The organism is Azonexus sp. (assembly GCF_049652925.1).
GTDB lineage: Bacteria > Pseudomonadota > Gammaproteobacteria > Burkholderiales > Rhodocyclaceae > Azonexus.
Genome location: NZ_JBASFI010000024.1, coordinates 44,077 through 70,405 on the forward strand (window position 1 = coordinate 44,077; position 26,329 = coordinate 70,405).

The following is a 26,329-nucleotide window of genomic DNA, read 5'->3' on the forward strand; positions in this document are numbered from 1 at the left end:
AAGAAATAATGAATCGTCGGCTTTCCGGTCTCTCCCTTTCCGTGCTTGCCATTGCTCTGGCCGGGTGCGGTGTTCTTCCCGATTCCCGCAAGATTGAATACAAATCGGCCGGCAAGGCGCCGACGCTCGAAGTGCCTCCCGACCTGTCACAGATTACCCGTGACGACCGCTACCTCGTGCCGGATGTGGCGGGCAAGGGGAGCGCCACATTCTCGGCCTACAGCGCCGATCGCACGCCGCAGGCTCAGGCGCAGAACTCGGTTGTCCTGCCGCAGGTCGACAAGGTGCGTGTCGAACGTTCGGGCAATCAGCGCTGGCTGGTTGTGGCCGCTGCACCGGACAAGCTGTGGGATACAGTCAAGGATTTCTGGCAGGAAACGGGTTTCATCATTTCCGTGGAACGTCCCGAAGCCGGCGTGATGGAAACCGACTGGGCTGAAAATCGCGCCAAGATAGGTGACGATATCATTCGCAACACCGTCGGACGCTTGCTCGACTCGCTGTACTCGACCGGCGAGCGCGACAAGTTCCGAACCCGCTTCGAGCCCGGCACGACGCCGGGAACAACCGATATTTTCGTCAGCCATCGCTCTATGGAAGAGGTCTATACGTCAACGGCCAAGGATGACACGCGTTGGCAACCTCGTGCCGCCGATCCTGAGCTGGAGGCGGAGATGCTGCGCCGTTTGATGGTTCGTCTCGGTTCCGAAGAGAAACGCGCCGAAGCCTCGATCGCGTCGGTCAAAGCTGAGCCGCGCGCAAAACTGGCCAAGTCGGACGATGGTGCCGGTACGCTGGAAGTGCTTGAACGTTTTGACCGTGCCTGGCGTCGTGTTGGCCTGGCACTGGATCGTGTCGGGTTTACGGTCGAAGATCGTGATCGCTCGCGTGGCCTGTATTTCGTGCGCTATGTTGATCCTGAATTGGACAACCGCAGCAAGAAGGACGATGGATTCCTTTCCAAGCTGGCTTTCTGGAAGAGTACCGAGCCGCCGGCCAGTTCCAAGGTCCAGTATCGTATTTTTGTCAGCGATGCTGGCGAGCAGAGTACCGTCAAGGTCCTCTCCAACGAAGGCGGTACTGATAAGTCGGAAACCGCAAAGAAGATTCTCGGCCTGCTCCTCCAGCAGTTGCAGTGATTCGTTTTGCCTCGCTCGGCAGCGGCAGCGCTGGAAACGCGCTGCTTGTCGAGCATGGGGCAACCTGCCTGATGCTCGACTGTGGCTTCGGGCTACGGGAAACCGTGGCTCGTTTGCTCCGCCTTGGCCGGGCTCCATCTGATCTGGCGGGGATTCTTGTCACCCATGAGCATGGCGACCATGTCGCCGGCGTGTTTCGGCTGGCCCGCAAGTTCGGACTGCCGGTCTGGATGACGCACGGGACCTGGGTTGGCTGTCGTGAAGCCGATTCGGAGCTGGATCTGCACATTATCGATAGCCATCGTTCGCTGTCGATCGGCGATCTGGAGGTTCAGCCTTTTCCTGTGCCTCACGATGCGCGTGAACCTGTGCAATTCGTCTTTTCCGGTTCGGGTGTTCGGTTGGGGGTGTTGACCGATATCGGTGAACCGACGGCGCATGTCTGCGCAATGTTGTCCGGTTGTACTGGCCTGGTCCTTGAATTCAACCATGATGCCGAGATGCTCGAACGCTCGGCATACCCGGCGTCACTCAAGCGACGTATTGCCGGGCGCTATGGTCACCTTGAAAATTCAGCGGCAGCTACATTGCTGGGGCGAATCGATTGTTCATGCCTGCAAACGCTGGTGGCTGCACATTTGAGCGAGCGCAATAATCGGCCCGAACTGGCGGTTGGCGCGGTGGCGAGGGTACTGGGGTGCCCGGATGAGTGGGTCGGCGTGGCGAGCCCTAATCACGGATTTGGTTGGCGAAGCGTGGTTTAAAAATTCTGCACAATAAAAAACGGGGCCGAAGCCCCGTTTTCATTGTGCTGGAAGAATTACTTCGCAGCAGCCGGAGCAGCGGCATCAGCCGGCTTGGCAGCATCAGCAGCCGGAGCGGCAGCCGGGGCAGCGGCATCAGCCGGCTTGGCAGCATCAGCAGCCGGGGCAGCGGCCGGAGCAGCGGCTTCAGCCGGCTTGGCAGCTTCAGCAGCCGGAGCGGCAACCGGTGCAGGGGCGGCAGCCGGAGCTTCCGGCTTCTTGCCGCAAGCGGACAGGGCAACGGCGAGCAGAGCAGCAACGAGGATAGACTTATTCATGGGATTTCCTTATCGACAAGAGGCAACAAAATCTGAATTGATCGGAGATCAGGAGCTACCTAATCAGTCTGCGATTATAACAATAATTTATTTCTGTGGGCGAGACTTGCTGCACTGCAAAATAGCGCTTGAAGATTAGAGCCCAAGGGTAGTGCTGGCCACGCTTTCTCCACCTTCTGACCAGATTTCCTTGAAGCGGGTCAAATAGGGCCGGACTTCGTCAATTTCATCGATTAGCAATTTGCTGCGTGGTTGATCCCGTTCGAAGCGGATCAGTGCGTGCTTGTCGTCAACGAGGATCATGCTGTCCCGAAGATGGGCAAGCTGCGGTGGCGTTTGGCGGGCAACGGCAAGGTGGCCGTAGGTGGTTAGCTGGGTGAGAAATTGCGGATGTTTTTGCCGGATCGGACCGGCATTGCGAACGGCTATTTGCAGGGTGTCGCGCTCACCGGCCTGAAGGACTCGTTTGATATGAAGCAGGCGGGGGGCGGATTCGAGCTTCAGCGCGACAAGGTCTTCGTCATAAATGCTGATCTTATGACAGGCAATGGCCAGCAGGCGGTCGAGCGCCATCTGGTAGTCTGCCCAGGAGGTAATCAGTTCGCGAGCCATGGCGCTTAGTTTAACCGATTGTTAAAATTCGCGCTTTTTCGGAGTTGACCGTGCCAATCGGGATCATCGTAGCGCTGGACCATGAGGCACGGGGAATTACCCGCCAGGACGGCAAGGCCATTTTTGTCGATGGCGCCTTGCCGGGTGAAACCGTCGAATACGCCAGCTTCCGGAAAAAATCAAAGTTCGAATTGGCGAATCTGGTGCGTGTAATCAAGCCGTCGAATGCCCGCGTTGTGCCGCGCTGTCCGCACTTTGGCGTTTGTGGCGGATGTGCCATGCAGCATATGGATCCGTCAGCGCAGGTTGCGGCCAAGCAGCGTGTGCTTGAAGACAGCCTCTGGCATATCGGGCGCGTCCGTCCGGAAACGATGCTGCCGCCGATTCAGGGCGAGCCTTGGGGCTATCGGCACCGGGCCCGCCTGGCGGTTCGTCAGGTTGCGAAGAGCGGGGGCGTGCTGATTGGCTTCCATGAATGGCGCAGCAGCTACATTGCCGACATCCGGACCTGCGACATTTTGCCGTCCCATGTTTCAGCCTTGTTGATGCCGATGCGCGAACTGCTCGGCGCGCTGACGGTGGCCGACCGTATCCGCGAGGTCGAGGTGGCGGTTGGCGAGCACTGCACGGCTGTGCTGTTGCGCATTCTGGATCCGCTGACAGCGGCTGACGAGCGTTTGTTGCGCGAGTTTGCCGACCGGCACGCCATTGTCTTTTATCTGCAGCCGAAGGGCCCGGACTCCATCCAGCGCTTCCATCCGCTGCCCGGCCCGCGTTTGTCCTACACCCTGCCGGAGTTCGGTCTTGAGTTCGATTTCAAGCCCAATGATTTCACCCAGGTTAACCATGCCGTGAATCGCGTGCTGGTCCGCCGCGCCATGCGCCTGCTCGATCCGCAACCGGGTGAGCGGATCGCCGACATGTTCTGTGGCTTGGGGAATTTCACCTTGCCGATTGCTCGCTCGGGAGCTGTCGTGGTCGGTGTCGAAGGCAGTGCCGGCCTGGTGGCGCGCGGGCGGGAGAGCGCGGTCTCGAATGGCCTGGCGGAGCGCGTCGAGTTCGGCGTTGCCAACCTCTTCGAATGTTCGGAGCAATCACTGGCGGCGCTCGGACGTTTCGACAAGATGCTGATCGACCCGCCGCGCGAGGGGGCGGTTGAGCTGGTCCGGGCACTGGGAAAAGATGCGCCGCGCCGCATCGTTTACGTGTCCTGCAATCCCGGTACGCTGGCCCGCGATGCGGCGGTGTTGGTCACGGAGAAGGGCTACCGTTTCATCTCGGCCGGTGCCGTGAACATGTTCCCGCACACCGCCCACGTCGAGTCGATTGCCGTTTTTGAACGGCCCTGACGATACGGGTTTTCCAGACGTGAAAAAGGCGGCCGAGGCCGCCTTTTGCTATCGAGCCAGCGAAGCTTAGTCGCGCTCGCCGGTGAAGGCCATAATCAGTTGCAGCAGGCCGACGAAAACGTTGTAAACGTCGAGGTAGACCGCCAGGGTCGCGCTCACGTAGTTGGTTTCGCCACCCTGAATGATGCGGCTGATGTCATACAGGATGTAGGCCGAGAAGATGCCGACAACCGCGACGGCGATGGTTAGCGACAGCGCCGGAATCTGGAAGAAGATGTTGGCGACGGCGGCGAGCAGGACGATGATCATGCCGACGAACAGGAACTTGCCCATGCTGCTGAAGTCACGCTTGCTGACGGCGGCGATGGTCGACATCGCGAAGAACACCGCGCCCGTGCCACCGGCGGCCATGGCGATCATCGAGCCACCGTTGGAGAAGCCGAGGGCGACTTGCAGGATGCGCGACAGCATGAGGCCCATGAAGAAGGTGAAGCCGAGGAGCAGGGCGACGCCTAGTCCGCTGTCCTTGTTCTTCTCGATGCCCCACATGAAGCCCATGGCAACGCCCATGAAGAGGAGGAAGGAAATGAACGGGCTACCCGCCAGGAAGCTGAATTGCATCTGGATGCCGACCAGTGCGCCAATGACTGTCGGTACCATCGAAAGGCCGAGCAGCATGTAGGTGTTGCGCAGAACGCGGTTCTGCTGAAGCGCTAGGCCGGAAGAGCCTTGATTGGCAATCTCGAAGTTGGTGTTCATGCGGGAAGCTCCCTTGTGTTATTGCGACAAACGTTAAGACTAACGGAGCCGGAGCGAAGTTTCAATTAATCCTGTGCGCTTTTGTGTCAGATTGTACCGGAGGCGACTGTGCTATCATGCCCGCCTTCCGGGTCTGTGGCAGAGTGGTTGAATGCACCGGTCTTGAAAACCGGCGTGCTGAAAAGCATCGTGAGTTCGAATCTCACCGGACCCGCCAAGGAATTGCATCGGCCCCATTGGGGCCGTTTTGCTTTCTGTGGTTTTTTGTTTTAGGCCGTTTTTTCCGGTTGACCGTGGAAGATCGAGAAAAACGGGTTGCAGGCGAGATTTGACTGCTAGAGGTCATGTGCAGAGGCCCCTGCCTTCGTCCTGTTTACCAAAGCCACCTACTGTGCGTTCGCGCACTGACTGCCTTTTCCCCAAATGCAAAAATACTCTTGAGAGTGCGGGCTTGAGTGCCTCGCTAAATGTTGCCGAACTTGCTTGTGGTGAGCTTGATTCGCCTATTGTCAGGACCCTTGAACGCATGCCAAAAAATACAATCGCGCAGTTGTTGAAACCCCCTCCGTCCGCCAAGTCGCTGACCCAGGTGTTGGGCCAAAGCGAGCGCGTCAAGGATATCGTCGAAGAGTGTGCAGACGACTTGTCGTCGGTCAATGCCGGTCTGAAGCGGGAATTGCAGGACGGAGATGTTTCGCCAGGCGTTGAAAACGCGCTCGAAAAAAGCGAGGCCGTCGAGACCAAGGTGCAGGATGCTTCCGAGGCCTTGTCCTTGGTCAATAAGGCGCTGGAGGAAGAGGTCATCGAGCGGCATGCTCTGGATGCTCAATTGGCCACGGTCACCAGGCAGGGGGACGCGGCGCGCCATGCATCCCTCCACGACCCTTTAACTGGCCTGCCTAACCGCGCGCTGTTCAATGATCGGCTCGAACATGGGCTGGCCGTTGCCAATCGGCATGGTCTTCATTTTGCTGTGATGTTTCTGGATCTGGATGACTTCAAGGCGATCAACGATACGTATGGGCACGACGTGGGTGATTTCGTCTTGCAAACGATCGGCGGGCGACTCAAGGAAACGACGCGGGACGATGACACGGTCTGCCGCTATGGTGGTGACGAATTCCTGTTTGTTTTGATGAATACCGAGAGCGAGCAGGACATCGCGATCGTCGCGGATAAAATCATCAAGGCGGTACAAGTACCGTGTGACATTCGGGTGCGGGACATTCGCATCAGCCTGAGCATCAACCCTAGCCTTGGCGTGTCGATCTTCCCGAAAGATGGCACGACTTCGGATGCGCTGCTCGATGCTGCGGACAAGGCCATGTACCGGGCGAAGCGCAACAAGCGTGGCTATTCATTTGCCGGAGATGAGTAATGCCGCGTAAATAAGGCAACCCGCCCGTTGGGGCTGTTTTGCCGGTGTGCGGCAATATGTCGCATCCCCCTGGCGCACCGAAGTCGTTAGCATGGCGACAAACGCGTAAGGGAGAGCGCCATGAACCAGAATCAGAAATCTCAGAATCAGCCGGAAATGGCTTCGCTGCTGCTCGGCGCCGGGTTTGCGCTGGCTTCGCTGATTATTTTGCCGGCCGTTGCCCAGCGCGTCGGACTCGGTTCGGCCGTGACCATTGCCCTGCGCGGTGCCTTGATGCGGGCATCGAACCGTTTTTGATCTGAGCGCTACCGCCATCGCAGTAATACCGGCAGACTTCAGGTCTGCCTTTTGTTTTTCCGGACCATGAAAAAATATGCCTTGATCGGCGTGGCACTTGGCCTCGCACTATTGCTGGGGATTGCCTTGCTGATGCGTGGCGGAACCGCTGGCCGTGATCCAAAATTGCCGCTTGGCGCTGACTTCGTGCTCCAGTCAGCCGATGGCCCGGTCGATTCCAAAGCCTTGCGCGGCAAGGTCTTGCTGGTCTATTTCGGTTACACAAATTGCCCGGATATCTGCCCGGCTTCGCTGGCTTCTGGCGGCCTGGCGCTGAAGGCTTTGAGCGCGGAAGAGCGCAGCCGGGTCAAGCTGATCATGATTTCGGTCGATCCCGAGCGCGACACCGTCAAGCACTTGAAGGAATATACCGCTTACTTCCATCCCGAGATGATCGGCGCGACCAGTTCCAGCGAGCAGATCGCGATACTGGCCAAGGCTTTCGGCGCCGGTTACATCAAGCAGGCGGCAGCCGCGGATGGCAGCTATGCGGTTGATCACACGACGTCGACCTACGTTGTCGGGCCGGACGGCAAGCTGGCGGCGGTTCTCGAATTGGGCGCACCGACCGACAAGATCGTATCTACGGTGAAAAAACTGCTCTGATGCGCCCATCGACTGTCGCACTCGGATTACTCGCGGCCCTCGCTACCGTGTGCCTTTTGATTTTTGGCCTTTTTTTCCGGTTGACCGTGGCAGACGAGCAAAAGCTGACCGCCAACCGCGCGCTGGTCGAAAAACTCGGCCTGACCGACCTGGCCTTGTTCACCGAAGCCCGCTATACCCGCCACCCGACTCAGGCCGATCTGCATTCGGCCTTGCAGGACCACCCCGGCGCCTTCGACCATTTTCCCAGCGGCTCGCTGCTCCCGCCACCGGCAATTCTGACCCAATCCCATGAAAATCTGGCTGGAAAAACAACGTCACCTGATTGACTTCACGCTGGCCTCGCTGGCCCGGCGCAAGACGAAGAACATCGGCCTGCTGCTGGCCTACACGCTGCTCGTTTTCGTGCTGGCCTCGCTGACGCTATTTACGCAGGCCCTGCGCACGGAGGCGACCTTTGTGCTGGCCGGCTCGCCGGAAGTGATTTTGCAACGCATGGTGGCCGGCCGCCATGACCTGATTCCGCCTGGCTATCTCGACAAGATCGGCCGCATCCGGGGCGTGCAGAAGAAGGAAGGCCGGCTCTGGGGCTATTACTACGATCCGGTGTTGAACGCCAATTACACCTTCATGGCGCGGCCGGCCGACGAGGTGGCGGACGGCCACATCATGGTCGGCAACGCGCTGGCCCGCGAGCGGGGGCTGGCGCTGCACAACACCGTTTCCTTCCGTTCCTACTCGGGCAAACTGTTTACGTTTGAAGTCAACGGCGTGCTCTCGCCGGATTCGGAGCTGCTCTCGGCCGATCTCGTGCTGCTCTCGGAGGACGATTTCCGCAAGTTCTTCGAATACCCGGCCGGCCATTACACCGATATCGCGCTGTCAGTGGCAAATCCGCAAGAAGTCCGTACCGTGGCTGCCAAGCTGTCGAGCGCGCTACCCGATTCCCGCCCCATCCTGCGCGAAGAAGTCCTGCGCACCTACCAGAGCGTTTTCGACTGGCGCGAGGGCATTGTGCTGACGGTCCTTGCCGGGGCCATCCTCGCCTTCGCCATCCTCGCCTGGGAGAAGGCTTCCGGGCTGTCGGCCGAGGAGAAGCGGGAAATCGGCATCCTCAAGGCCATCGGCTGGGAAACCGGCGACGTCATCCGCATGAAAACCTGGGAAGGCCTGCTCATTTCGCTGATCGCCTTCTTGCTCGGCTTCATCGCCGCCTACGTCCATGTCTTCCATTTCGGCGCGGCGGTGTTCGAGCCGGTGCTCAAAGGCTGGTCGGTGCTTTACCCGAAATTCACGTTGGTCCCGGCCGTCGATGGCTTGCAGATCGCCACTCTGTTCTTTTTCACGGTGTTCCCCTACACGGCAGCGGTGCTCGTGCCGATCTGGCGGGCGGCGATCACCGACCCCGATGCGGTGATGCGATGATCGAACTCAGCAACATCAAGAAGGCCTTCAACCAGGGCAAGCCGAACGAATACTGGGCGCTGCATGGCATCGACCTGACGGTTGAAGCCGGCAAGGTCACCGCCTTCCGCGGCCCGAGCGGTTCCGGCAAGACCACGCTGCTGACCATTGTCGGCTGCCTGAGCCGGCCCACCCACGGCCGGGTGCGCTTCAAGGGCGAGGACATCTCCGGCCTGCCGGAACGTTTCCTGACCGACATCCGCCGGCAGAGCTTCGGTTTCGTCTTCCAGCAATTCAACCTGATCAAGGGCCTGTCGGCGCTGGAAAACGTCATCCTGCCGGCCTTCCCGACCGGCCGGCCACGCGCCGAACTGGTCGCGGCGGCGAACGAGCTCTTCGACCAGCTCAAGCTTGGCCATCGGGCGCAAGCCAAGGTCGAATGGCTGTCCGGCGGCGAACAGCAGCGCGTCGCCATCGCTCGCGCCCTGATCAACAACCCGGAAGTGATCATCGCCGACGAGCCGACAGCCAACCTCGATACCGCGCTATCCAAGGAATTCATGGCCATCCTCGAAGGCTTCACGGCGGCCGGCAAGACGGTGCTGCTGACCAGCCACGATCCGCTGGTTGTCGAGTCTAGCGCCGTGCATCGGGTGGTCGGCATGCGCGACGGCCGGTTGACCGAAGACTGATGCTCTTCCAGCCCGCCATCATCGCGCTGCTCATGGCCGCCGGCGTCGCGGTGCTTATGCTGCTCGCCGCCGCGCCGTTTGCCGTGCAGGTCATCCGCCATTGGGACATCGCCAGCGGTTCGGAGCGGCAACTGGCGCTGGAACGCCGCACCTATCTGTTCTCGACGCTGCTCTCCTTCGTCATGGTCGTCCAGCTGGCGGCGTTGCTGCTTTTTGTCTTCAACGCCGATCGGCTGTCGGTGATGTTCGTCGGCGCCATGTGCGCGGTCGGCACGCTCAACGTCAATGGCTACGGCTTTCCGTCGCTGATGACGCAGATGGCCATCTTCTTCCTGGCCGCCATGTGGCTGGCCATCAACCACGTCGACACCAAGGCCCGTGATTACCCGCTGGTCCGCATCAAATACGGCCTGCTGCTGCTTCTGCTGCCCGTCCTCGTCACCAGTTTCTGGTTGGAGTTGCAGTATTTCATGGGCCTCAAGGCCAATGTGATCACCTCGTGCTGCGGCAGCATGTTCTCCGGCGATGCCAAGACCATCGCCGCCGAAGCCTCCGGCCTTGAACCTTTGCCGGCGATCTGGCTGTTCTATGGCGCGATGGCCGCCGCGATTGGCGTTGCGCTCTGGCACTGGCGGCGGGGCGGACGGACCAGCGGCTATCTGCTGGCGCTGACCAGCGCCGGCGGCTTCATTGCGGCCATCACCGGCGTGTTGTCCTTCATTTCGCTCTACATCTACGAGCACCCGCACCATCATTGCCCGTTCTGCATCCTCAAGCCGGAATACAACTACCAGGGCTATTGGCTGTATGTGCCGTTGTTCGTCGCCACGGCGGCTGGCCTTGCTGCCGGCGCGGTGCAGCCCTTTGCCCGGGTGCCCAGTCTCGTCAAAATCATTCCTTCCATTTCTCGGCGTTTTTCCGGGTTGACCGTGGCAGGCTATGTTCTGTTCACGGCGCTGGCTACCTGGTTCGTGCTGACTTCCAACCTGATCCTGATCGAACATTGAGATGCGCATTTTTATCTTCATGGCCGCCTTGTTCCTGGCCGCCTGCGGTAGCGAGACCCCGAAAGCCAACATCAACATCGGCAGCATCGCGCCGACTTTCCAGGCCTTTCGCGCTGATGGTGGTGCCGAGCATTTTCCCGCCGCTTATTTCGGCATGCCGCTGGTCGTCCGCTTCTGGGCCGACTGGTGCAAGTACTGCGAAGGCGAAATGAAGGCCATTGAAACGGTCTATCAGGCCAACAAGGGCAAGCTGCAGGTGCTGGCCATCAACGCCGGGCAGGACAAGGCGACGATCAATGCCTTCATCAAGAAGATCGGCGTCACCTATCCGGCCGTGCTCGACGAAAACTCGGCCATCGCCCGCAGCTACGGCGTCGTTGGCCTGCCGACGACCTTTTTCATCGACGGCAAAGGCATCGTCCGCGCCAAGATCGTCGGCGAGGCCGATGAAGCGACCTTCGCCCGCCACGTGCAGGAATTGCTGAAATGAGCGAGAACCGGGCATGCGACCTGTGCAGCCTCGATGTCGGCATCAAGCCCGTCCTCCTGAACACGCCGGAGAGGCAATACCAGTTCTGCTGCGAGGGCTGCCGGGGGATCTACGAGATGTTGCATGACATCCAGGAAACGCCGGTTCAAAATGGGCAGAATGCAGACAAGAAATCCTGAAAGGAAACGACCATGATGACTGAAGAGATGATGAAGAAAATGCCGCACATGATGAGTGCGGCGGGCCATGCGATGAGCAAGCCGATGGCCACCGGCGCGATGATGGCGGGCGCCGGTTTTGCGGCGGGAAAGGGCCTGCTCGGCGGCGCCCTGCTGCGCAATCCGCTGACCTTGCTGGCCGTTGGTGCGGCGGGTGGTATTGCCGCTGGCTTCCTGCTCTTCAAATACCAGAAGGAAATCGTCGATGGCCTCTCCAAGGCGACCGGCATGGGCAAGGATTTCGCGTTGCACCAGAAGGAAAACCTCAACGATCTGATGGCCGAAGCCCAGGACAAAATCGAGGGCAATCCGCCGCCAGTCAGCGAAACCCCGGCTGCCTGACGGAGGCGACATGACGCAAACCGCCGAACTGGCGCAACGCATCGTCGTCCTGCACCGCGAACAGGGCTATCTGCGCCTCGAACTGCCGGCGGAGATCTGCGGCGAGGCCGCCGTGGCCGCCATCGAAAAAGGCATGAAGTCATTGGCCGGTTTGAGCAGTGCTGCGGTCGACCGTGGCTGGAAGCGGATTTCCATCCGCTTCGACGCGCAGATTTTGAGCACGCCCCAGGTCGCCCGCCATCTGTTCAGCCTGCTGCCCGGCCTGCCACTGGACGAAGCGCCGGCCGCCGAACCGGAAGCTGCCCCGTCCGTCGACCTGAACAACGGTTTCCAGCCGCTGCTCGACAAGCTCAAGTCGATCATCATCCCGGCCGCGCCACCGCCCGAAGGTTCGCTGCAGGCCCGTTTTCAGCCGATGGTCGAAAGCGCCCTGACCGAAAAGGCGATCACCAATTTCTTCAACGACATCGTCGCCTTCTACCTGATCCGCGTCCATTGGGACCTGATCACCAAGCGCTGGCTGCAGAATCCGGTCGCCAACAGCAATGCCTGGCTGACGGTGTTCTATCTCGTTTTCCTGCTCGTCCGTTACCGTAAAACCAAGTGACCCCCAAGCATTTCCGGATCGCCCACCGCCTACGCCGCCGCCTTCGGGTGCTGGCGCCCTCGCTCGAAAAAGAGCAGGAGCGGTGCTACATCCTGGAAATCCTGCTGCGCAAGCATCCGGCCATCAAGGAAGTGCGCATCGTCGCCGACATCGGTTCGCTGGTCATTGAATACGACCCGGCGGCCTTGCCGGAAGAGCGGCTGCTGGCGACACTGGACGCCGTCCTCGGCAACCTGATCGCCGCGCCCAAGGCGGCGCCAGTCGTGGCCGCGCCGGTCGATGGCCCGGTGCAGGAATGCTCGCTGGCCATCGAAGGCATGAGCTGCGCCTCCTGCGCCCTGCTCATCGAAATGAAGCTCAAGCGCGACCCGCGCGTGCGCTACGCCTCGGTCAATTTTGCCGCCGAAACGGTGACGGTCAATGGCGTGATCGACCGCGAGGCGGTGTCGAAAGTCGTCGGCGCGCTCGGTTATACGACGCGGCCGATGGACACGCTGGCCCAGCGTCGGCTGATCGTCGAGCGTGAAAAGGAGCGCGTCGAGGAAGCAAAGAAGCGTTTCATCCAGGCCGCCATCCTGACCGTGCCGGTGATGCTTTCCGGCATGGCCATGCACCGCTCGCCCGCTCTGCGCGTCATGGAGTTCGCGCTGTCGTCGGCCATCCTTTTCGGCAGCAGCAACAGCATTTTCCGCAAGGCCTGGATGCTCGCCAAACAGGGCGAAGCCAACATGGACACGCTGATCGCCATCGGCGCCGGCGCGGCCTGGGCCTACAGCATTCCCGGCGTATTCAGGATGCATCACCACGTCTATTTCGAGTCGGCGGCTGGCATCTGCACCTTCGTGCTGCTCGGCCGTTACATGGAAGAACGCGCCAAGGGCAAGGCCGGCGAGGCGATCCGCAAGCTCATCGAACTGCAACCGGAAACGGCGCTGCGCATCGAGGCCGACGGCAGCGAATTTGAAGTGGCCATCGACGATGTGGAGATCGGCGACCGCCTGCGCGTGCGGGCCGGCGACAAGATCCCGACCGACGGCTGCGTGCTCGAAGGCGCTTCCTCGGTCGATGAAGCGATGATCACCGGCGAATCGCTGCCGGTGGCCAAGACGGCCGGCGACAAGGTGATCGGCGGATGCCTGAATGGCAACGGCAGTTTCGTCATGACGGTGACGGCCATCGGCGGCGACACCGTGCTCTCCGGCATCGTCAAGCTGGTCGATCAGGCTCAGGGCAGCAAGCTGCCGGTGCAGAAACTGGCCGACCGCATTTCGGCGCGCTTCGTGCCGGCCGTCGGCGGCATTGCCGCGCTGACCTTTGGCGGCTGGGCGATGGCCGGCGCCCCGGTTTCGGCCGCGCTGGCCCATTCCGTCGCCGTATTGCTCATCGCCTGCCCCTGCGCGCTCGGCCTTGCCACGCCGACGGCCATCATGGTCGGTACCGGCCAGGCCGCCAAGCGCGGCATCTACATCCGCAACGGCGAGGCGCTCGAAACGGCGGCCAAGCTGACCACGGTGGTCTTCGACAAGACCGGCACGATCACCGAAGGCAAGCCGGTGGTCACCGACACCTTGATCCTGCCCGAGATGGGTGAGGCCCGGCTGGCGGCGCTGGTAGCGGCGGCCGAAGCCGGTTCCGAACACTTCCTGGCCCGCGCCCTGGCCGACTGGTGCCGGCCGCGAGGGAACGAAACGCTGGTCGCCGAAGCCTTTGCTGCGCGGCCCGGACTGGGCGTCACGGCGACGGTGGGCGGCGTGGATATCGTCATCGGCAACGCTCGCCTGCTCGAGGCCGAAGGCATCGCCATCGGCCCGCTGGCCGACGAAGCCGCCCGTTGGGCCGAGCAGGGCAAGACGCCGGTGTTTGCTACGGTCGACCGGAAAAACATGGCTATTTTTGCCATCGCCGACCAGCCTCGCGCCGGTGCCCGCGAGGCCATCGCGCTGCTCCACCGCCTTGGCCTGAAAACCGTGATGGCGACCGGCGATGTCGACGCCGTCGCCCGCCACGTCGCCCAGCTGGTCGGCATCGACCGCGTCGTCGCCCGCGCCACGCCGGCCGACAAGCTGGCCGTCATCCACGCATTGCAACAGGCCGGCGAAAAGGTCGGCATGATCGGCGACGGCATCAACGACGCACCAGCCCTGGCCGCCACCGACGTCGGTTTCGCCATCGGCGGTGGCGCCGACATCGCCGTCGAATCCGCCGACATCACGCTGGTCGGCGGCGACATCGCCCGTGTCGCGGCCGGCATCGACCTTTCCCGGCGGACCATGGCGATCATCCGCCAAAACCTGTTCTGGGCGCTCGGCTACAACGTCATCGCCATCCCGGTCGCCGCCGCCGGCCGGCTCAACCCGATGATCGCTGCGGCAGCGATGGCGATGAGCTCGACCTCGGTTGTTGCCAACTCCCTGCGCCTGCAACGGTGAATATTTCAATTTTGGCCGTTTTTTACGGTTGACCGTAGCAAGCCATACATGGACCACAGCCACCACGCCATCGCCGAATTTTCTTACATGCTCTCCTTCATGACCGGCCTGCTCGGCAGTGGCCATTGTCTGGGCATGTGCGGCGGGCTGGTTTCCGGCTTTTTCATGAAGCTCGGCGCCAAGGGTGTCTGGCCCTATCTGGCCTATCACAGCGCGCGGGTCGGCATTTATACTGTCGTCGGTATCATCGCTGCAGCGATTGGCGCCGTCCTCGTATCGACTGGCCAGTTCGGCAAATTGCAGGGCGTGCTGCAGATCGTTGCCGGGGTGATTGTCATCCTGCTCGGCCTTGATCTGCTCGGTGTTTCGCCCTTTCGCAATCGCCTCGGTTTTGCCCCCATTGCCTGGCTGCGCAAGCAGTTTGGGCTGGCGGTGCAGAAAGGTCCGGTGGTTGGCGCGCTGATCGGCGGCGCCATCAACGGCCTGATGCCCTGCTCGATGACCATGGCGATGGCCGTCAAGGCAACGACGGCTCCTTCGGTGCTGGAAGGTGGCTTGCTGATGCTGGCCTTCGGTGCCGGCACTCTGCCATCAATGTTGTCTGCCTCCTTCCTGTTCGGCAAGCTCGGCCCGAAACTGCGCGGCTGGCTGCTCAAAGGCGCCGCGCTGTTCGTTATCGCGCTGGGCGTATCGACGCTATGGCAAGGAATCCGCTATTACACTGTGATGCGCAACCTCCTGGGTTGAGTGCGACACTATGTCGCAGGTGCCGCACATCATCGAGCGCTAATATTTCACGGCTAACAAACAGCTTCAGGGAGAGCAAAAATGAAACGCCGTGACCTACTCAAGATGTCCGTTCTTTCCGGCTTCGCCGCCGCCTCGACGCAAGCCAGTGCGAACACCTCCTGCGCCACCGACGGCACGCCGAACCAGTTCATTCCCAAGAAACCAGCCGACGCCAAGCCGCTGGAAAATGAGTTCGAGAAATATCCCAAGTGCCCGTATTGCGGCATGGATCGCAAGGAGCACCACCGCGCCCGCATGCTTGTCCAGTATGCCGATGACCTCAGCGATGGGGTCTGCTCAATCCACTGCCTGTCGCTCAGCCTGGGCGTCAATGTCGACCGTGAGCCGAAGAACATCTGGGGGCCGGACTATGGCGCCACCATCGAACCGCGCCCGCTCGTACCGGTCGATAATCTGATTTACCTGATCGGTGCCGACCTCAAGCACGCGATGACCAAGCGCTCGAAACATTCCTTCGCCTCGCTGAGCACGGCCAAGGAATTCCAGGCCAAGCATGGCGGCTCGCTGGGCAATTTCAACGATGCGCTGCGTGAGTCCTACCTCGACATGGCCTCCGATGTGGGCATGATTCGCAAGAATCGCGAAGAGCGCCGCAAGCGCGCCGCTGAAATGAAGAAGGGCTGATGACCCGTCGCGCCTTTTTGGTCTTGCTGGTCGCATTCTGGGCACCCTTGGCTGTAGCCCAGAATGTGCCCAAGCCGGGGCCGAAGGATCTCTGTCCGGTCTGCGGCATGCTGGTTTCCAAGTATCCGAACTGGGTAGCGGTCGTGACGTGGAAGGATGGCCATGCCCATTTCTTCGACGGTGCCAAGGACATGTTCAAGTTCCTGCATGACCTGCCGAAATACGCGCCGAATCATCGCAAGGAAGACATCACGGGTATCTACGTTACCGATTTCTACAATCTGGAACGGATCGACGCGCGCAAGGCCATTTTTGTCACCGGCTCCGATGTCCTTGGCCCGATGGGGCATGAGCTGGTGCCGCTGGCCAGTCAGGTGGATGCCAGCGATTTCAGCAAGGATCACAAGGGAAAGCGGACCTTGCGTTTCGAGCAAGTGACGCCGGATCTGCCTGCGGGGCTTGATTCGGGGAAGTTCTGAGCGCGACGAATCAGGCTCAAAGGTCGAGGAATTCCCCAACTTCGTCGGAGCGCGCCATCGTGTCGGCGTAGCCAAGGTCGATCAGGGCCCGCGTATAGGGTTTCTCGAAAAGCAGGTAGCTGGTCAGCGTGCCGTTGCGGCGATTCATGCCGCCAATGCCGCCCAGCATCATGCGCATTGCCCAGGGCAGGGCGCCGGCATGTTCGGCGGCGATGCGCTCGAGACGTTCGGAGGGCGAAATGATCAGGGCCTTGATCGGTCTCAACGGGATTTTATTGTTTTCCCTGACGCTGAGCGGGATGGCGGCGAGCGTCCGGTTGATCCGCTGCATGCGCTCGATATCGACGGCCAGGCTATCGAGAAAGATGCTCGATAGCGCGTGGCCGGCAATTTGCGCCAGCGATGGATGGCTGTCGACCCGGCGACGTTCCTGATGTTCATTCTTGCGTCCGGCGCCGACGATCAGCACCCGCTCGGCACCAAGGTGGATGGCCGGAGAAATCGGCGCCAGCTGGCGCATTGAGCCATCGCCGAAAAACTCCCGATGAATTTTGGCGGCCGGAAAAATGAAGGGGATCGCGCTGGAGGCGAGTAGGTGGTCGACGCCAATTTTCGAGCGAATGCCGATACGCTGAACGCGATGCCAGGGCTGGGCGTCGGCATGGCCCTGAAAGAAATTGATGTTGTCGCCGGATTCGTAGCCGGATGCCGAAATGCTGATCGCGTGCAGCGCACCATTGGCGATTGAGCGCTGGATGCCGCGGAAATCGAGGTGGCGACTCAGCAACTCGCGCAGCGGTGAATTGTCGAGCAGTGAGCGTGGCCGGCTGCGAACCAGCCAGCCCAGCGTCAGCATGGTCATCCAGTGCGCACCCGAGACGCCAATGCCGACTGGATCGGCGCGGTAGATGTCGCCAGCGTGCATGTTGCGCCAGAAGCTGGCCAGCACCGAGACGCCTTTGCCGAAGTTGTCGGCCAGACAAGCGATGCCGGCCGCATTGATGGCGCCAGCTGAGGTGCCGCACAGAATAGGGAAGGGGTTTTTCCGGCGATTGGTCGATAGTTTCGAAACTGCGAGCAGAACGCCGACTTGATAGGCCGCCCGGGCGCCACCGCCGGTCAGGACCAGCGCGGTCTTGGCTGAGCTTGCCGGGGGCGGGCTCATGCCGGCCCGAGCAATGTTCGCCTGAGCAGGCTGGCTTTCCTGTTTTTCATCTCCCCCTCCGCGCGCTTGCAGTCAAAGTGCTTGCTGTATTCGTGCAGTATAGAGGGAGAAATTTTTCCGCTCAATCGAGCTTGGTGCGAAGTGCGTCGGCCCAGCAGTTGGGCGTTTCGTAGAGGCGGACCTGTTCTAGGCGAAGATGGTTGCCGTAGGTGTCGCGGTACACTGCGTCGAGGCGCTCGAAAGCGATGCGGGCCAGATTCTCGGCGGTCGGCACGCGGTCGAGGATGACTGTCTTGTGGCCCGGCATCGACGCGAGAAAATCGACAATCGCCTTGTCGCCCGCGTAGGCAAGGAAAGCGTGATCCCATTCGTTGACCAGATGGATGTTGGCCAGATCCTTGACCTGCGAAAAGTCCATCACCATGCCATTGGCAGCATCGCCAGCCTTGTCGATGACGCTGCCTGACAAGGTGATTTCAATGGCGTAACGGTGCCCGTGCAAGTGACGGCACTGGCTTTTGTGGTCAGGAATGCGGTGCCCGGCATCGAATTCGAGTCGGCGGGTAATCAACATGGGCGTATTGCTCGACAAGGCGGTCGCGGATTATACAATGCGCCATGCTCACCACAGACGATCACCGCCGCGACAGTGCCGGCCTGCGTTATGTTTATCCCGTCATCTCGCGCCGGGCCGGCGGCGTGTCGATCGGCATCAACCTCAATCCCAACAACGCCTGCAACTGGGCCTGCGTCTATTGCCAGGTGGAAAACCTGACGCGGGGTGGACCGCCGCCGATTGATCTGGATTGCCTGGAACGGGAACTGGCCGGCTTTCTCGATGACGCGCTGAACGGCGACTTTATGCAGCGGCAAGTGCCACCCGAGGCGCGGCGGCTGATGGATGTGGCGTTTTCCGGCAACGGCGAACCGACTAGCGCCGCCGAGTTCGCCGATGCTGTCGGCGTGGTCGGGAGGGTGCTTGAGCGCTTTGGCCAAAAAGGGAGGCTGGTCGTTCGCCTGATCACCAACGGCAGCCTGATGCATCGTTCCGACGTGCAGGCGGGCATTCGTCATCTGGCTGAACTGGGGGGCGAAGTCTGGTTCAAGATTGACCGCGCTACGGCCGAAGAGGTCGCCGAAATTAACGGTGTTTCGTGGCAAATGGTAAAAACGTCAAAAAATCTCGAAATATGCGCCGGGCTCGCGCCGACATGGGTGCAAACCTGCTGGTTCGCGCTTGATGGCCTTGCGCCATCGCTTGCGTCGCGAATGGCATATTGCGATCTGCTCCGTCCGCTCGCCGGCAAACTCGCTGGCGTGCACCTTTACGGATTGGCACGGCCATCGATGCAAGCCGCCGCATCGCGCTTGAATCCACTTCCTGTCGAGGTTCTGGCTGATTTCGCCGGGCAGATAGAAAAGGAAACGGGCATCCGGGTCAGTGTTTCCCCGTGATGCCCGTTGTTACGGTCGACGCCCCTTTCGGGGCAATAATCAGGCCGCTTTTTTTGCGTGGGCGCGAGCCGACTTCTTCAGGGACTTGAACAGTTCCGGTTCCTGAGCCTTGAGGTATTCGACGACTTCGATGTCGTCACGCTTGATGTTCTTGATATCGACTTGCTCGACGTGCACCAGACGCAGCAGTTCACGCACCGGCTTCGGCATGTTGCGGCCGCTTTCGTAGCGGGAACCACCGCTCTGCGTCACTCCGAGGGTGGACCAGAACTGTTGCTGGTTCAGACCAAGCTTGCGACGAATTTCACGAGCGTCGATTTTCTCGATGGTTTTAACTGTAGACATCATTCAATCTCCATACGCTAGTGTAATAGGGTTACCCAAGCATCCTAGCGATATATGCCTTAGGTGATATAACCAAGTGTATAGATGGTTATGACATTTCGCAAGTGCCAATGCCAATAAAATTGTCAAATACGCGTAAAAATTTGTATTGATTAATCTTCTCGCAATAGCAATTCGACCTTATGCGAAACGAGAAGTGCCATGAGTCTTTCCGAATCCCGGAGGATGCTCTAAGATCAACCGACCAATTAAAACCGAGTGCGGGAGAGCGCAATGCAGGTGCGGGAAATACTTCGAGTCAAGGGCGCTACGCTGTACACAGCGGCGCCGCAACAGTCTCTGGCTTTCGCCATCGACAGCATGGCTGATCTGGATGTCGGCTCACTCGTCGTCATGGATGCCGGCAAGATGGTCGGCATGCTGACATTTCGCGAAGTCCTCCTGGCGCTCAAGGGCAAGGCGGCGACTGCGGAGCAACTGACTGTCGGCGATGTGATGGTGACCAATCCGGTGACCGCTTTTCCGGATATGGAAGCCAACGACTTGCGTCGCTTGATGATTGACAAGCGCTCGCGCTATCTGCCAGTCATTGAGGACAACACGCTGATGGGCGTCATCTCGTTCCTCGATGTGGCCAAGGCGGTTCTTGAAGAGCAGAGTTTCGAGAACAAGATGCTGAAGAGTTACATCAAGAACTGGCCAACGGATCAGCAGGAAGCCTGAGCTTCAAACGAACAAAAGGCAGCTTCGGCTGCCTTTGTTCGTTTACGGCTAACGGCTGTCCCAGCCGTAGCGCTTTGTTCTTTGCCAGCGGTTGTCGGGCTGTTGACGCGCATTTGGCGGCGGACTCGAGCCTCCCTTGCGGGCCGGAGGCTGAGTCGATGGTTTTGCTACAGTCGACGGTGCGGGGGAGGGCTTCTTGCTCGGCATGGTAAACTCCTCATTCCATATTAGAACGCAGCTTCCATGTCCGGCAATACTTTTGGCACCCTGTTTTCCGTTACTTCCTTTGGCGAGTCGCACGGTCCGGCAATCGGCTGTGTTGTTGATGGCTGCCCACCCGGACTGGCTTTGTGCGAGGCTGATATCCAGGCTGAACTGGATCGCCGCAAGCCGGGCACGTCGCGTCATGTGACGCAGCGTCGCGAGCCGGATACCGTCGAGATTCTTTCCGGCGTCTTCGAGGGCAAGACCACCGGTACGCCGATCGGCCTGCTCATTCGCAATCAGGACCAGCGCAGCAAGGATTACGGCAATATCGCCGACACCTTCCGTCCTGGTCACGCCGATTACACCTACACCCAGAAATATGGCTTCCGCGATTATCGCGGTGGCGGCCGTTCGTCGGCACGCGAGACTGCGGTGCGAGTGGCGGCCGGGGCGATTGCCCGCAAGTGGCTCAACGAGCGTTACGGCGTCACAATTTGTGGCTGGATGAGTGCCCTCGGTCCGATCGAGATTCCCTTCGTTTCGGCCGGTGACATCCGCGAAAATGCTTTCTTCGCGCCCAATGCTGCGCTGGTGCCGGAGCTCGAGAGCTACATGGACAGCCTGCGCAAATCACTGGATTCGGTCGGCGCCAAGATCACCGTGATGGCGACCGGCGTCCCGCCGGGCTGGGGCGAGCCGGTTTATGACCGTCTTGATGCCGAAATTGCCTATGCCATGATGGGCATCAATGCCGTGAAGGGCGTCGAGATCGGCGCCGGCTTTGCCTCGGTGGCCCAGCGCGGCAGCGAGCACGGCGACGAAATGACGCCGCAGGGTTTTGCGACCAACCATGCCGGCGGGGTGCTAGGTGGGATTTCGACGGGGCAGGACATTGTCGTGAACATGGCGATCAAGCCGACCTCGTCGATCGCCCAGTCGCGTCACTCGATCGATCGTCACGGCAATGCCATTGAAGTGGCGACCGAGGGGCGGCATGATCCCTGTGTTGGCATCCGTGCCACGCCGATTGCCGAAGCCATGCTCGCTTTGGTTCTCATCGATCATGCTTTGCGCCACCGCGCCCAGTGTGGTGATGTGGTGTGTGCGACGCCGCGCATACCGGGTGAAATCGCGTAATATTTCTATTTTGCCGCCGAGGCGGCTGATCATCGCAACAGGGAGAGAAAACCATGCAAGTTGATCATCACGATCTGTACCAGGAGTTTCCCGAATTCAAGGACGGGATTGATGCGCTCAAATCGGGCAATGCCTATTTTGCCCGGCAGTTTGCTTCCTACAACCGACTGACCGGCAAGGTCGAGGATCTGGAAGAGCACGACATGCCGGTCGCCGACTTCACCATCGAAGATATGAAGAAACAGCGCGTCAAGCTCAAGGACGAAATCTACCATCTGCTGCTCGCCTTCCGCGCCGGCCAGCAATCCGTCAAGGCTTGATCGAAGCCTGTGCCCGATCCTGCATCCGGTAAAATCGCCGGATGCATGCATTGCCTTACTGGCGCCTCTCGGGCTACTACTTTTTCTATTTCGCCTTCATTGGTGCCTTCTCGCCCTATTTCGGGCTCTATCTCCAATCCCTGAACTTTTCTGCCTGGGACATCGGTCTGCTGATGTCGCAGATGCAGTTGATGCGCCTCTTTGGCCCCAATCTGTGGGGTTGGCTGGCTGACCGTTTCGGTCGGCGCATGGCGATCATTCGTCTGGCCGCCGGGATCGGTCTGGCCGGATTCACGGCCTTCTTCTGGCTCGACAAACTGCCCGGCATGCTGGTCGCGATGGCTGTGCTCGCGTTCTTCTGGAGCGCCGCTCTGCCGCTGGTCGAGACGCTGACTTTCGATCATCTGCGTGAAGAGCGCGGGCGCTACAGCCGTATCCGCCTGTGGGGTTCAATCGGTTTTATCGTCGCCGTGATGGGAACCGGTGCGCTGCTCGATATGGCACCGCCGGTCGGTGTGCTCTGGGTGTGCTGGGCGATTCTGGCCGGGATTCTTCTCTATGCGCTGACCCTGCCGGAAGCGCCGCCGGTTCCGCATGACCGCGATGCCCAGCCGATCGGCGAAATTCTGCGCCAGCCGAAAGTGATTGCGTTGATGACGGCCTGTTTCGCGATGTCGGCGGCACATGGCGCGTTCTACGTTTTTTACTCGATTCACCTTGATGCCCACGGCTACTCGAAGACCGAGGTCGGTTTGCTGTGGTCGCTCGGCGTGGTGGCGGAAATCGTCGTCTTCATGTTCATGGCCCGGCTGTCGCGACGGTTCTCGCTGCGCGCCATTCTGCTGGCCAGTTTTGGCGCGGCGGTTGTGCGCTTCCTGCTCATGGGCTGGGGCGTCGAGTCGGCGGCAATCATGATTGTGGTCCAGCTGCTGCACGGCCTGACTTTCGGTGCTTACCACGCGGCTTCCATTGCCGCGGTCAACCAGTGGTTCCCCGGTCGGGCGCAGGGGCGGGGGCAGGCGCTCTATTCCAGTCTGTCGTTCGGTGCCGGCGGCTTGCTCGGCGCGCTGATCAGTGGCCGGACCTGGGAATCGCTGGGCTCCGGTTGGACCTTTACGCTCGGTGCCCTGTTTGCGTTGGTCGGCTTTGTGCTGGTCTGGGGCTGGGTCGGTGCGAATGCTACGGTCAACCGGGAAAACAGGGCAAAAACGAAAGATCCTGTGCAATAATTCAAGGCTTTACAGCCCACATTACGCACTATGTCGAAGACCCTTTACGACAAGCTTTGGGAGAACCATGTCGTCCATCAGGAAGCTGATGGGACGGCCCTTCTCTATATTGATCGTCACCTCGTCCACGAAGTTACCAGCCCGCAGGCTTTCGAAGGCCTCAAGCTGGCCGGCCGCAAGCCCTGGCGCATTTCGTCCATCGTCGCGACGGCAGACCACAACACGCCGACCGATCACTGGGATGAAGGCATCAAGGATCCGGTTTCGCGTCAGCAAGTGCAAACGCTGGATGACAATATCCGCGAAGTCGGTGCGCTGGCCTATTTCCCGTTCAAGGATGCGCGGCAGGGCATCGTGCACGTCGTCGGTCCTGAAAATGGCGCCACGCTGCCTGGCATGACGGTCGTTTGCGGCGACTCGCACACCTCGACGCACGGCGCCTTCGCCTGTCTGGCCCATGGCATTGGCACCTCGGAAGTCGAGCACGTGCTGGCCACCCAATGTCTGCTGCAGAAGAAATCGAAGACCATGCTGATCGCCGTTGACGGCAAGCTCGGCAAGGGCGTCACTGCCAAGGATGTGGCGCTGGCCATTATCGGCACCATCGGTACGGCCGGTGGTAACGGCTACGCCATCGAATTCGGCGGCAGCGCCATTCGTGGCCTGAGCATGGAAGGTCGCATGACCCTGTGCAACATGGCCATCGAAGGCGGTGCGCGCATGGGCTTTGTCGCGGTCGACGACAAAACCATCGATTATTTGAAAGGCCGCCCGTTCTCGCCGAAGGGTGACATCTGGGATCGGGCGGTCGCCTATTGGCGCACGCTGCACTCCGATGCCGGCGCGCAGTTTGATCGCGTCGTCACGCTGAAGGCCGAAGACATTCGTCCGCAAGTGACCTGGGGCACCTCGCCGGAAATGGTCGTTGCCATCGACGCCGTCGTTCCCGATCCCGCCAAGCAGACCGACCCGGTCAAGCGCGAAGGCATGGAGCGTGCCCTGCAATACATGGGCCTTAATCCCAATACACCGATCAACCAGATCGCTATCGACAAGGTCTTCATCGGCTCCTGCACCAACTCGCGTATCGAAGATTTGCGCGAGGCGGCTGGTGTGCTGAAGGGGCGGCATATCGCTGCGACCGTCAAGCTGGCCCTCGCCGTCCCGGGTTCCGGCCTGGTCAAACGTCAGGCCGAAGCGGAAGGGCTGGACAAGGTGTTCATTGCGGCTGGTTTCGAATGGCGTGAACCGGGTTGTTCGATGTGTCTGGCCATGAACGCCGACCGTCTGGAGCCGGGCGAACGTTGTGCCTCGACGTCCAACCGCAATTTCGAAGGCCGCCAAGGTCCGGGCGGGCGTACCCATCTGGTCAGCCCGGCCATGGCCGCTGCCGCAGCAATTGCCGGCCGTTTTGCCGACGTGCGAGACGTTCTGTAAGAAGGAGCGACGATCATGAAGAATTGGCTTGTCTTGTTTGCAGTGCTTTGTCTGGCCGCCTGCAATACCGCGCAGGGTGTCAAGAAGGATGTCGCCATCGGTGCTGAAAAGACCGGTGAGGCTTTGCAGAAGGGCGGCGAAGCCGTCGAGAGCGCCCTGCACAAGAGTGGCGAGGCGGTTGGCGGAGCCCTCAAGAAGGGTGGCGACGCCGTGCAGAAAGTGGTGGAGTAATGGATAAATTCGTTCGTCTGGAAGGTTTGGTGGCGCCGCTCGATCGCAACAACGTCGATACCGATGCGATCATCCCCAAGCAGTTTCTCAAGTCCATCAAGCGTTCAGGCTTTGGGCCGAATGCCTTTGATGAGTGGCGCTACATGGATGTCGGTCAGCCCGGGCAGGATGCCTCCGGTCGGCCGAAGAATCCGAATTTCGTCCTGAACCAGCCGCGCTATCAAGGTGCGCAGGTGTTGCTGACACGCGCCAATTTTGGCTGCGGCAGTTCGCGCGAACATGCGCCGTGGGCGCTGCTCGATTTTGGCTTCAAGGCCATCATCGCCGAATCGTTTGCCGATATTTTCTTCAACAACTGCTACAAGAATGGCATCGTGCCCATCGTTATGCCGGCCGCCGAAGTCGAAGCCTTGTTCAAACAGGTCGAAGCGACGCCTGGTTACAAGCTGGTCGTCGATCTGCAGGCACAGGCCGTGATTCGTCCTGATGGCTATGGCATTCCATTCCAGATCGATGCCTTCCGCAAGGAATGTCTGATCAACGGCTGGGACGACATTGGCCTGACCTTGCGTCACGCCGAGAAAATTCGCGAATTCGAAGAAAAACGTCGTATCAACCAGCCCTGGCTGTTTGCGTAATAAGGAAAAACCATGAAGATTTGTGTTCTGCCGGGTGACGGCATTGGTCCGGAAATTGTTGCTGAAGCCGTGCGTGTGCTCACGTCACTTGATCTCAAGCTCGAGCTCGAAGAAGGTCTGATCGGTGGCGGCGCAGTTGACGCGACGGGAACGCCGTATCCTGAAGCGACCAAGAAGCTGACCGCTGAGGCCGATGCCATCCTGCTCGGCGCAGTCGGTGGTCCGAAATGGGATGTGCTGGCCCGCGAGTTGCGCCCGGAACGCGGCCTGCTCGGTATTCGCAAGGATCTCGGACTGTTCGCCAATCTGCGCCCGGCGATTCTCTACCCGGAACTGGCCAATGCCTCGACGCTGAAACCGGAGGTGGTTTCCGGTCTGGACATCCTGATCGTCCGCGAGCTGACTGGCGACATCTATTTCGGCCAGCCGCGCGGCATCCGCGAAGAAAACGGCGAACGTGTCGGCTTCAATACCATGGTCTACAGCGAATCGGAAATTCGCCGCATCGGCCATGTCGCCTTTCAGGCGGCGCAGAAACGCAACAAGAAGCTGTGCTCGGTCGACAAGATGAATGTGCTGGAAACAACCCAGCTCTGGCGTGATGTGATGATCGAGATCGCGCATGATTACCCGGATGTTGAGCTCAGCCACATGCTGGTCGACAACGCTGCCATGCAACTGGTCAAGGCACCGAAGCAGTTCGATGTGATGGTCACCGGCAATATGTTCGGAGACATCCTGTCTGACGAGGCTTCCATGCTGACCGGTTCCATCGGCATGCTGCCGTCGGCCTCGCTTGATGCCAACAACAAGGGGATGTACGAGCCTTCGCACGGTTCGGCACCCGACATCGCAGGCAAGGGCGTGGCCAATCCGCTGGCTACCATCCTCTCGGTGGCGATGTTGCTGCGCTACACATTTGGCCTTGAAGAGCAGGCACTGCGCGTCGAAAATGCGGTCAAAAAGGTCTTGGCCCAAGGCTATCGGACTGGCGATATTTACGAGCGCGGCACGAACAAGGTTGGCACGAAGGAAATGGGCGACGCCGTGCTGGCGGCGCTGTAAAAAAGATTTTTCACG

33 protein-coding genes and 1 tRNA gene are annotated in these 26,329 nt (G+C 60.3%); 28 read left to right on the plus strand and 6 right to left on the minus strand.

What is annotated here, in order from left to right; translation table 11 throughout:
• The first annotated feature begins 8 nt into the window (after positions 1–8).
• Positions 9–1,139 (plus strand): NlpB/DapX family lipoprotein, encoded by a 1,131-nt coding sequence (gene bamC / locus WBK19_RS12480; RefSeq protein ID WP_511290171.1) that lies wholly within the window; start codon positions 9–11, stop codon positions 1,137–1,139.
• The gene (locus WBK19_RS12485) at positions 1,136–1,903 is read left to right on the plus strand and encodes an MBL fold metallo-hydrolase (RefSeq protein ID WP_511290173.1); all 768 of its coding nucleotides are present in this window, start codon (positions 1,136–1,138) and stop codon (positions 1,901–1,903) included. Before bamC ends, WBK19_RS12485 begins: the two co-directional genes overlap by 4 nt.
• A gap of 56 nt (positions 1,904–1,959) precedes the next feature.
• On the opposite strand, the gene WBK19_RS12490 is transcribed toward WBK19_RS12485, so the two are convergent.
• Together WBK19_RS12490 and WBK19_RS12495 are read right to left on the minus strand one after the other, a co-directional pair.
• The gene (locus WBK19_RS12490; RefSeq protein ID WP_511290175.1) at positions 1,960–2,220 is read right to left on the minus strand and encodes a hypothetical protein; all 261 of its coding nucleotides are present in this window, start codon (positions 2,218–2,220) and stop codon (positions 1,960–1,962) included.
• A 135-nt stretch (positions 2,221–2,355) separates the two neighbouring features.
• Complete coding sequence (locus WBK19_RS12495; RefSeq protein ID WP_511290177.1) at positions 2,356–2,832, minus strand: DUF7931 domain-containing protein; 477 nt, start codon at positions 2,830–2,832, stop codon at positions 2,356–2,358.
• Between the two features lie 50 nt (positions 2,833–2,882).
• Between WBK19_RS12495 and rlmD the strand changes: the two genes are divergently transcribed.
• On the plus strand, positions 2,883–4,181 hold the full coding sequence (gene rlmD, locus WBK19_RS12500) for a 23S rRNA (uracil(1939)-C(5))-methyltransferase RlmD (RefSeq protein WP_511290179.1): 1,299 nt from the start codon (positions 2,883–2,885) through the stop codon (positions 4,179–4,181).
• A 66-nt stretch (positions 4,182–4,247) separates the two neighbouring features.
• On the opposite strand, the gene WBK19_RS12505 is transcribed toward rlmD, so the two are convergent.
• Complete coding sequence (locus WBK19_RS12505; RefSeq protein ID WP_511290181.1) at positions 4,248–4,940, minus strand: Bax inhibitor-1/YccA family protein; 693 nt, start codon at positions 4,938–4,940, stop codon at positions 4,248–4,250.
• Positions 4,941–5,069: 129 nt separating this feature from the next.
• Here WBK19_RS12505 and WBK19_RS12510 point away from each other — a divergent pair.
• From WBK19_RS12510 to WBK19_RS12585, 16 genes are all read left to right on the plus strand, one after another.
• A tRNA-Ser gene (locus WBK19_RS12510) sits at positions 5,070–5,157 on the plus strand.
• 234 nt (positions 5,158–5,391) lie between these two features.
• The gene (locus WBK19_RS12515; RefSeq protein WP_511290183.1) at positions 5,392–6,318 is read left to right on the plus strand and encodes a diguanylate cyclase domain-containing protein; all 927 of its coding nucleotides are present in this window, start codon (positions 5,392–5,394) and stop codon (positions 6,316–6,318) included.
• Between the two features lie 120 nt (positions 6,319–6,438).
• A complete protein-coding gene (locus WBK19_RS12520) occupies positions 6,439–6,615 on the plus strand; it encodes a hypothetical protein (RefSeq protein ID WP_511290185.1) in 177 nt (58 codons plus the stop codon).
• Between the two features lie 66 nt (positions 6,616–6,681).
• Positions 6,682–7,260: an SCO family protein gene (locus tag WBK19_RS12525; protein WP_511290187.1), complete on the plus strand. Its 579-nt coding sequence runs from the start codon at positions 6,682–6,684 to the stop codon at positions 7,258–7,260.
• Positions 7,261–7,346: 86 nt separating this feature from the next.
• A complete protein-coding gene (locus tag WBK19_RS12530) occupies positions 7,347–7,589 on the plus strand; it encodes a hypothetical protein (RefSeq protein WP_511290189.1) in 243 nt (80 codons plus the stop codon).
• Positions 7,552–8,685, plus strand: a complete 1,134-nt coding sequence (locus tag WBK19_RS12535) for an ABC transporter permease (protein WP_511290191.1) — start codon at positions 7,552–7,554, stop codon at positions 8,683–8,685. The genes WBK19_RS12530 and WBK19_RS12535 overlap by 38 nt, the downstream gene beginning before the upstream one ends.
• Positions 8,682–9,356, plus strand: a complete 675-nt coding sequence (locus WBK19_RS12540) for an ABC transporter ATP-binding protein (protein WP_511290193.1) — start codon at positions 8,682–8,684, stop codon at positions 9,354–9,356. The genes WBK19_RS12535 and WBK19_RS12540 overlap by 4 nt, the downstream gene beginning before the upstream one ends.
• The gene (locus WBK19_RS12545) at positions 9,356–10,363 is read left to right on the plus strand and encodes a hypothetical protein (RefSeq protein ID WP_511290195.1); all 1,008 of its coding nucleotides are present in this window, start codon (positions 9,356–9,358) and stop codon (positions 10,361–10,363) included. The genes WBK19_RS12540 and WBK19_RS12545 overlap by 1 nt, the downstream gene beginning before the upstream one ends.
• A 1-nt stretch (position 10,364) precedes the next feature.
• Positions 10,365–10,853: a TlpA family protein disulfide reductase gene (locus WBK19_RS12550; protein ID WP_511290197.1), complete on the plus strand. Its 489-nt coding sequence runs from the start codon at positions 10,365–10,367 to the stop codon at positions 10,851–10,853.
• Positions 10,850–11,032 (plus strand): hypothetical protein, encoded by a 183-nt coding sequence (locus WBK19_RS12555; protein ID WP_511290199.1) that lies wholly within the window; start codon positions 10,850–10,852, stop codon positions 11,030–11,032. Before WBK19_RS12550 ends, WBK19_RS12555 begins: the two co-directional genes overlap by 4 nt.
• A 12-nt stretch (positions 11,033–11,044) precedes the next feature.
• The gene (locus tag WBK19_RS12560; protein ID WP_511290201.1) at positions 11,045–11,413 is read left to right on the plus strand and encodes a hypothetical protein; all 369 of its coding nucleotides are present in this window, start codon (positions 11,045–11,047) and stop codon (positions 11,411–11,413) included.
• A gap of 10 nt (positions 11,414–11,423) precedes the next feature.
• A complete protein-coding gene (locus WBK19_RS12565) occupies positions 11,424–12,020 on the plus strand; it encodes a hypothetical protein (RefSeq protein WP_511290203.1) in 597 nt (198 codons plus the stop codon).
• On the plus strand, positions 12,017–14,449 hold the full coding sequence (locus WBK19_RS12570) for a heavy metal translocating P-type ATPase (protein ID WP_511290205.1): 2,433 nt from the start codon (positions 12,017–12,019) through the stop codon (positions 14,447–14,449). Before WBK19_RS12565 ends, WBK19_RS12570 begins: the two co-directional genes overlap by 4 nt.
• 48 nt (positions 14,450–14,497) lie before the next feature.
• On the plus strand, positions 14,498–15,196 hold the full coding sequence (locus tag WBK19_RS12575) for a sulfite exporter TauE/SafE family protein (RefSeq protein WP_511290207.1): 699 nt from the start codon (positions 14,498–14,500) through the stop codon (positions 15,194–15,196).
• 81 nt (positions 15,197–15,277) lie between these two features.
• A complete protein-coding gene (locus tag WBK19_RS12580; protein WP_511290209.1) occupies positions 15,278–15,883 on the plus strand; it encodes a nitrous oxide reductase accessory protein NosL in 606 nt (201 codons plus the stop codon).
• The gene (locus WBK19_RS12585) at positions 15,883–16,362 is read left to right on the plus strand and encodes a nitrous oxide reductase accessory protein NosL (protein WP_511290211.1); all 480 of its coding nucleotides are present in this window, start codon (positions 15,883–15,885) and stop codon (positions 16,360–16,362) included. Before WBK19_RS12580 ends, WBK19_RS12585 begins: the two co-directional genes overlap by 1 nt.
• 16 nt (positions 16,363–16,378) lie before the next feature.
• Here WBK19_RS12585 and WBK19_RS12590 read toward each other — a convergent pair whose 3' ends face one another.
• Complete coding sequence (locus WBK19_RS12590) at positions 16,379–17,527, minus strand: patatin-like phospholipase family protein (protein ID WP_511290213.1); 1,149 nt, start codon at positions 17,525–17,527, stop codon at positions 16,379–16,381.
• Positions 17,528–17,648: 121 nt separating this feature from the next.
• On the minus strand, positions 17,649–18,101 hold the full coding sequence (gene queD, locus WBK19_RS12595) for a 6-carboxytetrahydropterin synthase QueD (protein WP_511290215.1): 453 nt from the start codon (positions 18,099–18,101) through the stop codon (positions 17,649–17,651).
• Between the two features lie 44 nt (positions 18,102–18,145).
• Here queD and WBK19_RS12600 point away from each other — a divergent pair, with 44 nt between their 5' ends.
• Positions 18,146–18,982 carry a radical SAM protein gene (locus WBK19_RS12600; RefSeq protein WP_511290217.1) on the plus strand — a complete coding sequence of 279 codons (837 nt, stop codon included), beginning with the start codon at positions 18,146–18,148 and terminating at the stop codon, positions 18,980–18,982.
• A gap of 39 nt (positions 18,983–19,021) precedes the next feature.
• On the opposite strand, the gene WBK19_RS12605 is transcribed toward WBK19_RS12600, so the two are convergent.
• Positions 19,022–19,327, minus strand: coding sequence for a helix-turn-helix domain-containing protein (locus WBK19_RS12605; RefSeq protein WP_226405690.1), 306 nt, complete (start codon positions 19,325–19,327; stop codon positions 19,022–19,024).
• 273 nt (positions 19,328–19,600) lie between these two features.
• Between WBK19_RS12605 and WBK19_RS12610 the strand changes: the two genes are divergently transcribed.
• From WBK19_RS12610 to leuB, 8 genes are all read left to right on the plus strand, one after another.
• Positions 19,601–20,050 (plus strand): CBS domain-containing protein, encoded by a 450-nt coding sequence (locus tag WBK19_RS12610; protein ID WP_511290219.1) that lies wholly within the window; start codon positions 19,601–19,603, stop codon positions 20,048–20,050.
• 243 nt (positions 20,051–20,293) lie between these two features.
• Complete coding sequence (gene aroC, locus WBK19_RS12615; RefSeq protein WP_511290221.1) at positions 20,294–21,394, plus strand: chorismate synthase; 1,101 nt, start codon at positions 20,294–20,296, stop codon at positions 21,392–21,394.
• 53 nt (positions 21,395–21,447) lie between these two features.
• The gene (locus WBK19_RS12620) at positions 21,448–21,714 is read left to right on the plus strand and encodes an HP1242/YdcH family protein (RefSeq protein WP_226447557.1); all 267 of its coding nucleotides are present in this window, start codon (positions 21,448–21,450) and stop codon (positions 21,712–21,714) included.
• 41 nt (positions 21,715–21,755) lie between these two features.
• Positions 21,756–22,943, plus strand: a complete 1,188-nt coding sequence (locus WBK19_RS12625) for an MFS transporter (RefSeq protein ID WP_511290222.1) — start codon at positions 21,756–21,758, stop codon at positions 22,941–22,943.
• 30 nt (positions 22,944–22,973) lie between these two features.
• Positions 22,974–24,380, plus strand: a complete 1,407-nt coding sequence (gene leuC, locus WBK19_RS12630) for a 3-isopropylmalate dehydratase large subunit (RefSeq protein WP_511290224.1) — start codon at positions 22,974–22,976, stop codon at positions 24,378–24,380.
• Positions 24,381–24,395: 15 nt separating this feature from the next.
• Positions 24,396–24,611 carry an entericidin EcnAB gene (locus WBK19_RS12635; RefSeq protein ID WP_511290226.1) on the plus strand — a complete coding sequence of 72 codons (216 nt, stop codon included), beginning with the start codon at positions 24,396–24,398 and terminating at the stop codon, positions 24,609–24,611.
• Complete coding sequence (gene leuD / locus WBK19_RS12640; RefSeq protein WP_511290228.1) at positions 24,611–25,249, plus strand: 3-isopropylmalate dehydratase small subunit; 639 nt, start codon at positions 24,611–24,613, stop codon at positions 25,247–25,249. The genes WBK19_RS12635 and leuD overlap by 1 nt, the downstream gene beginning before the upstream one ends.
• Positions 25,250–25,261: 12 nt before the next feature.
• Positions 25,262–26,314 carry a 3-isopropylmalate dehydrogenase gene (gene leuB, locus WBK19_RS12645; protein ID WP_494648661.1) on the plus strand — a complete coding sequence of 351 codons (1,053 nt, stop codon included), beginning with the start codon at positions 25,262–25,264 and terminating at the stop codon, positions 26,312–26,314.
• Positions 26,315–26,329 lie beyond the last annotated feature (15 nt).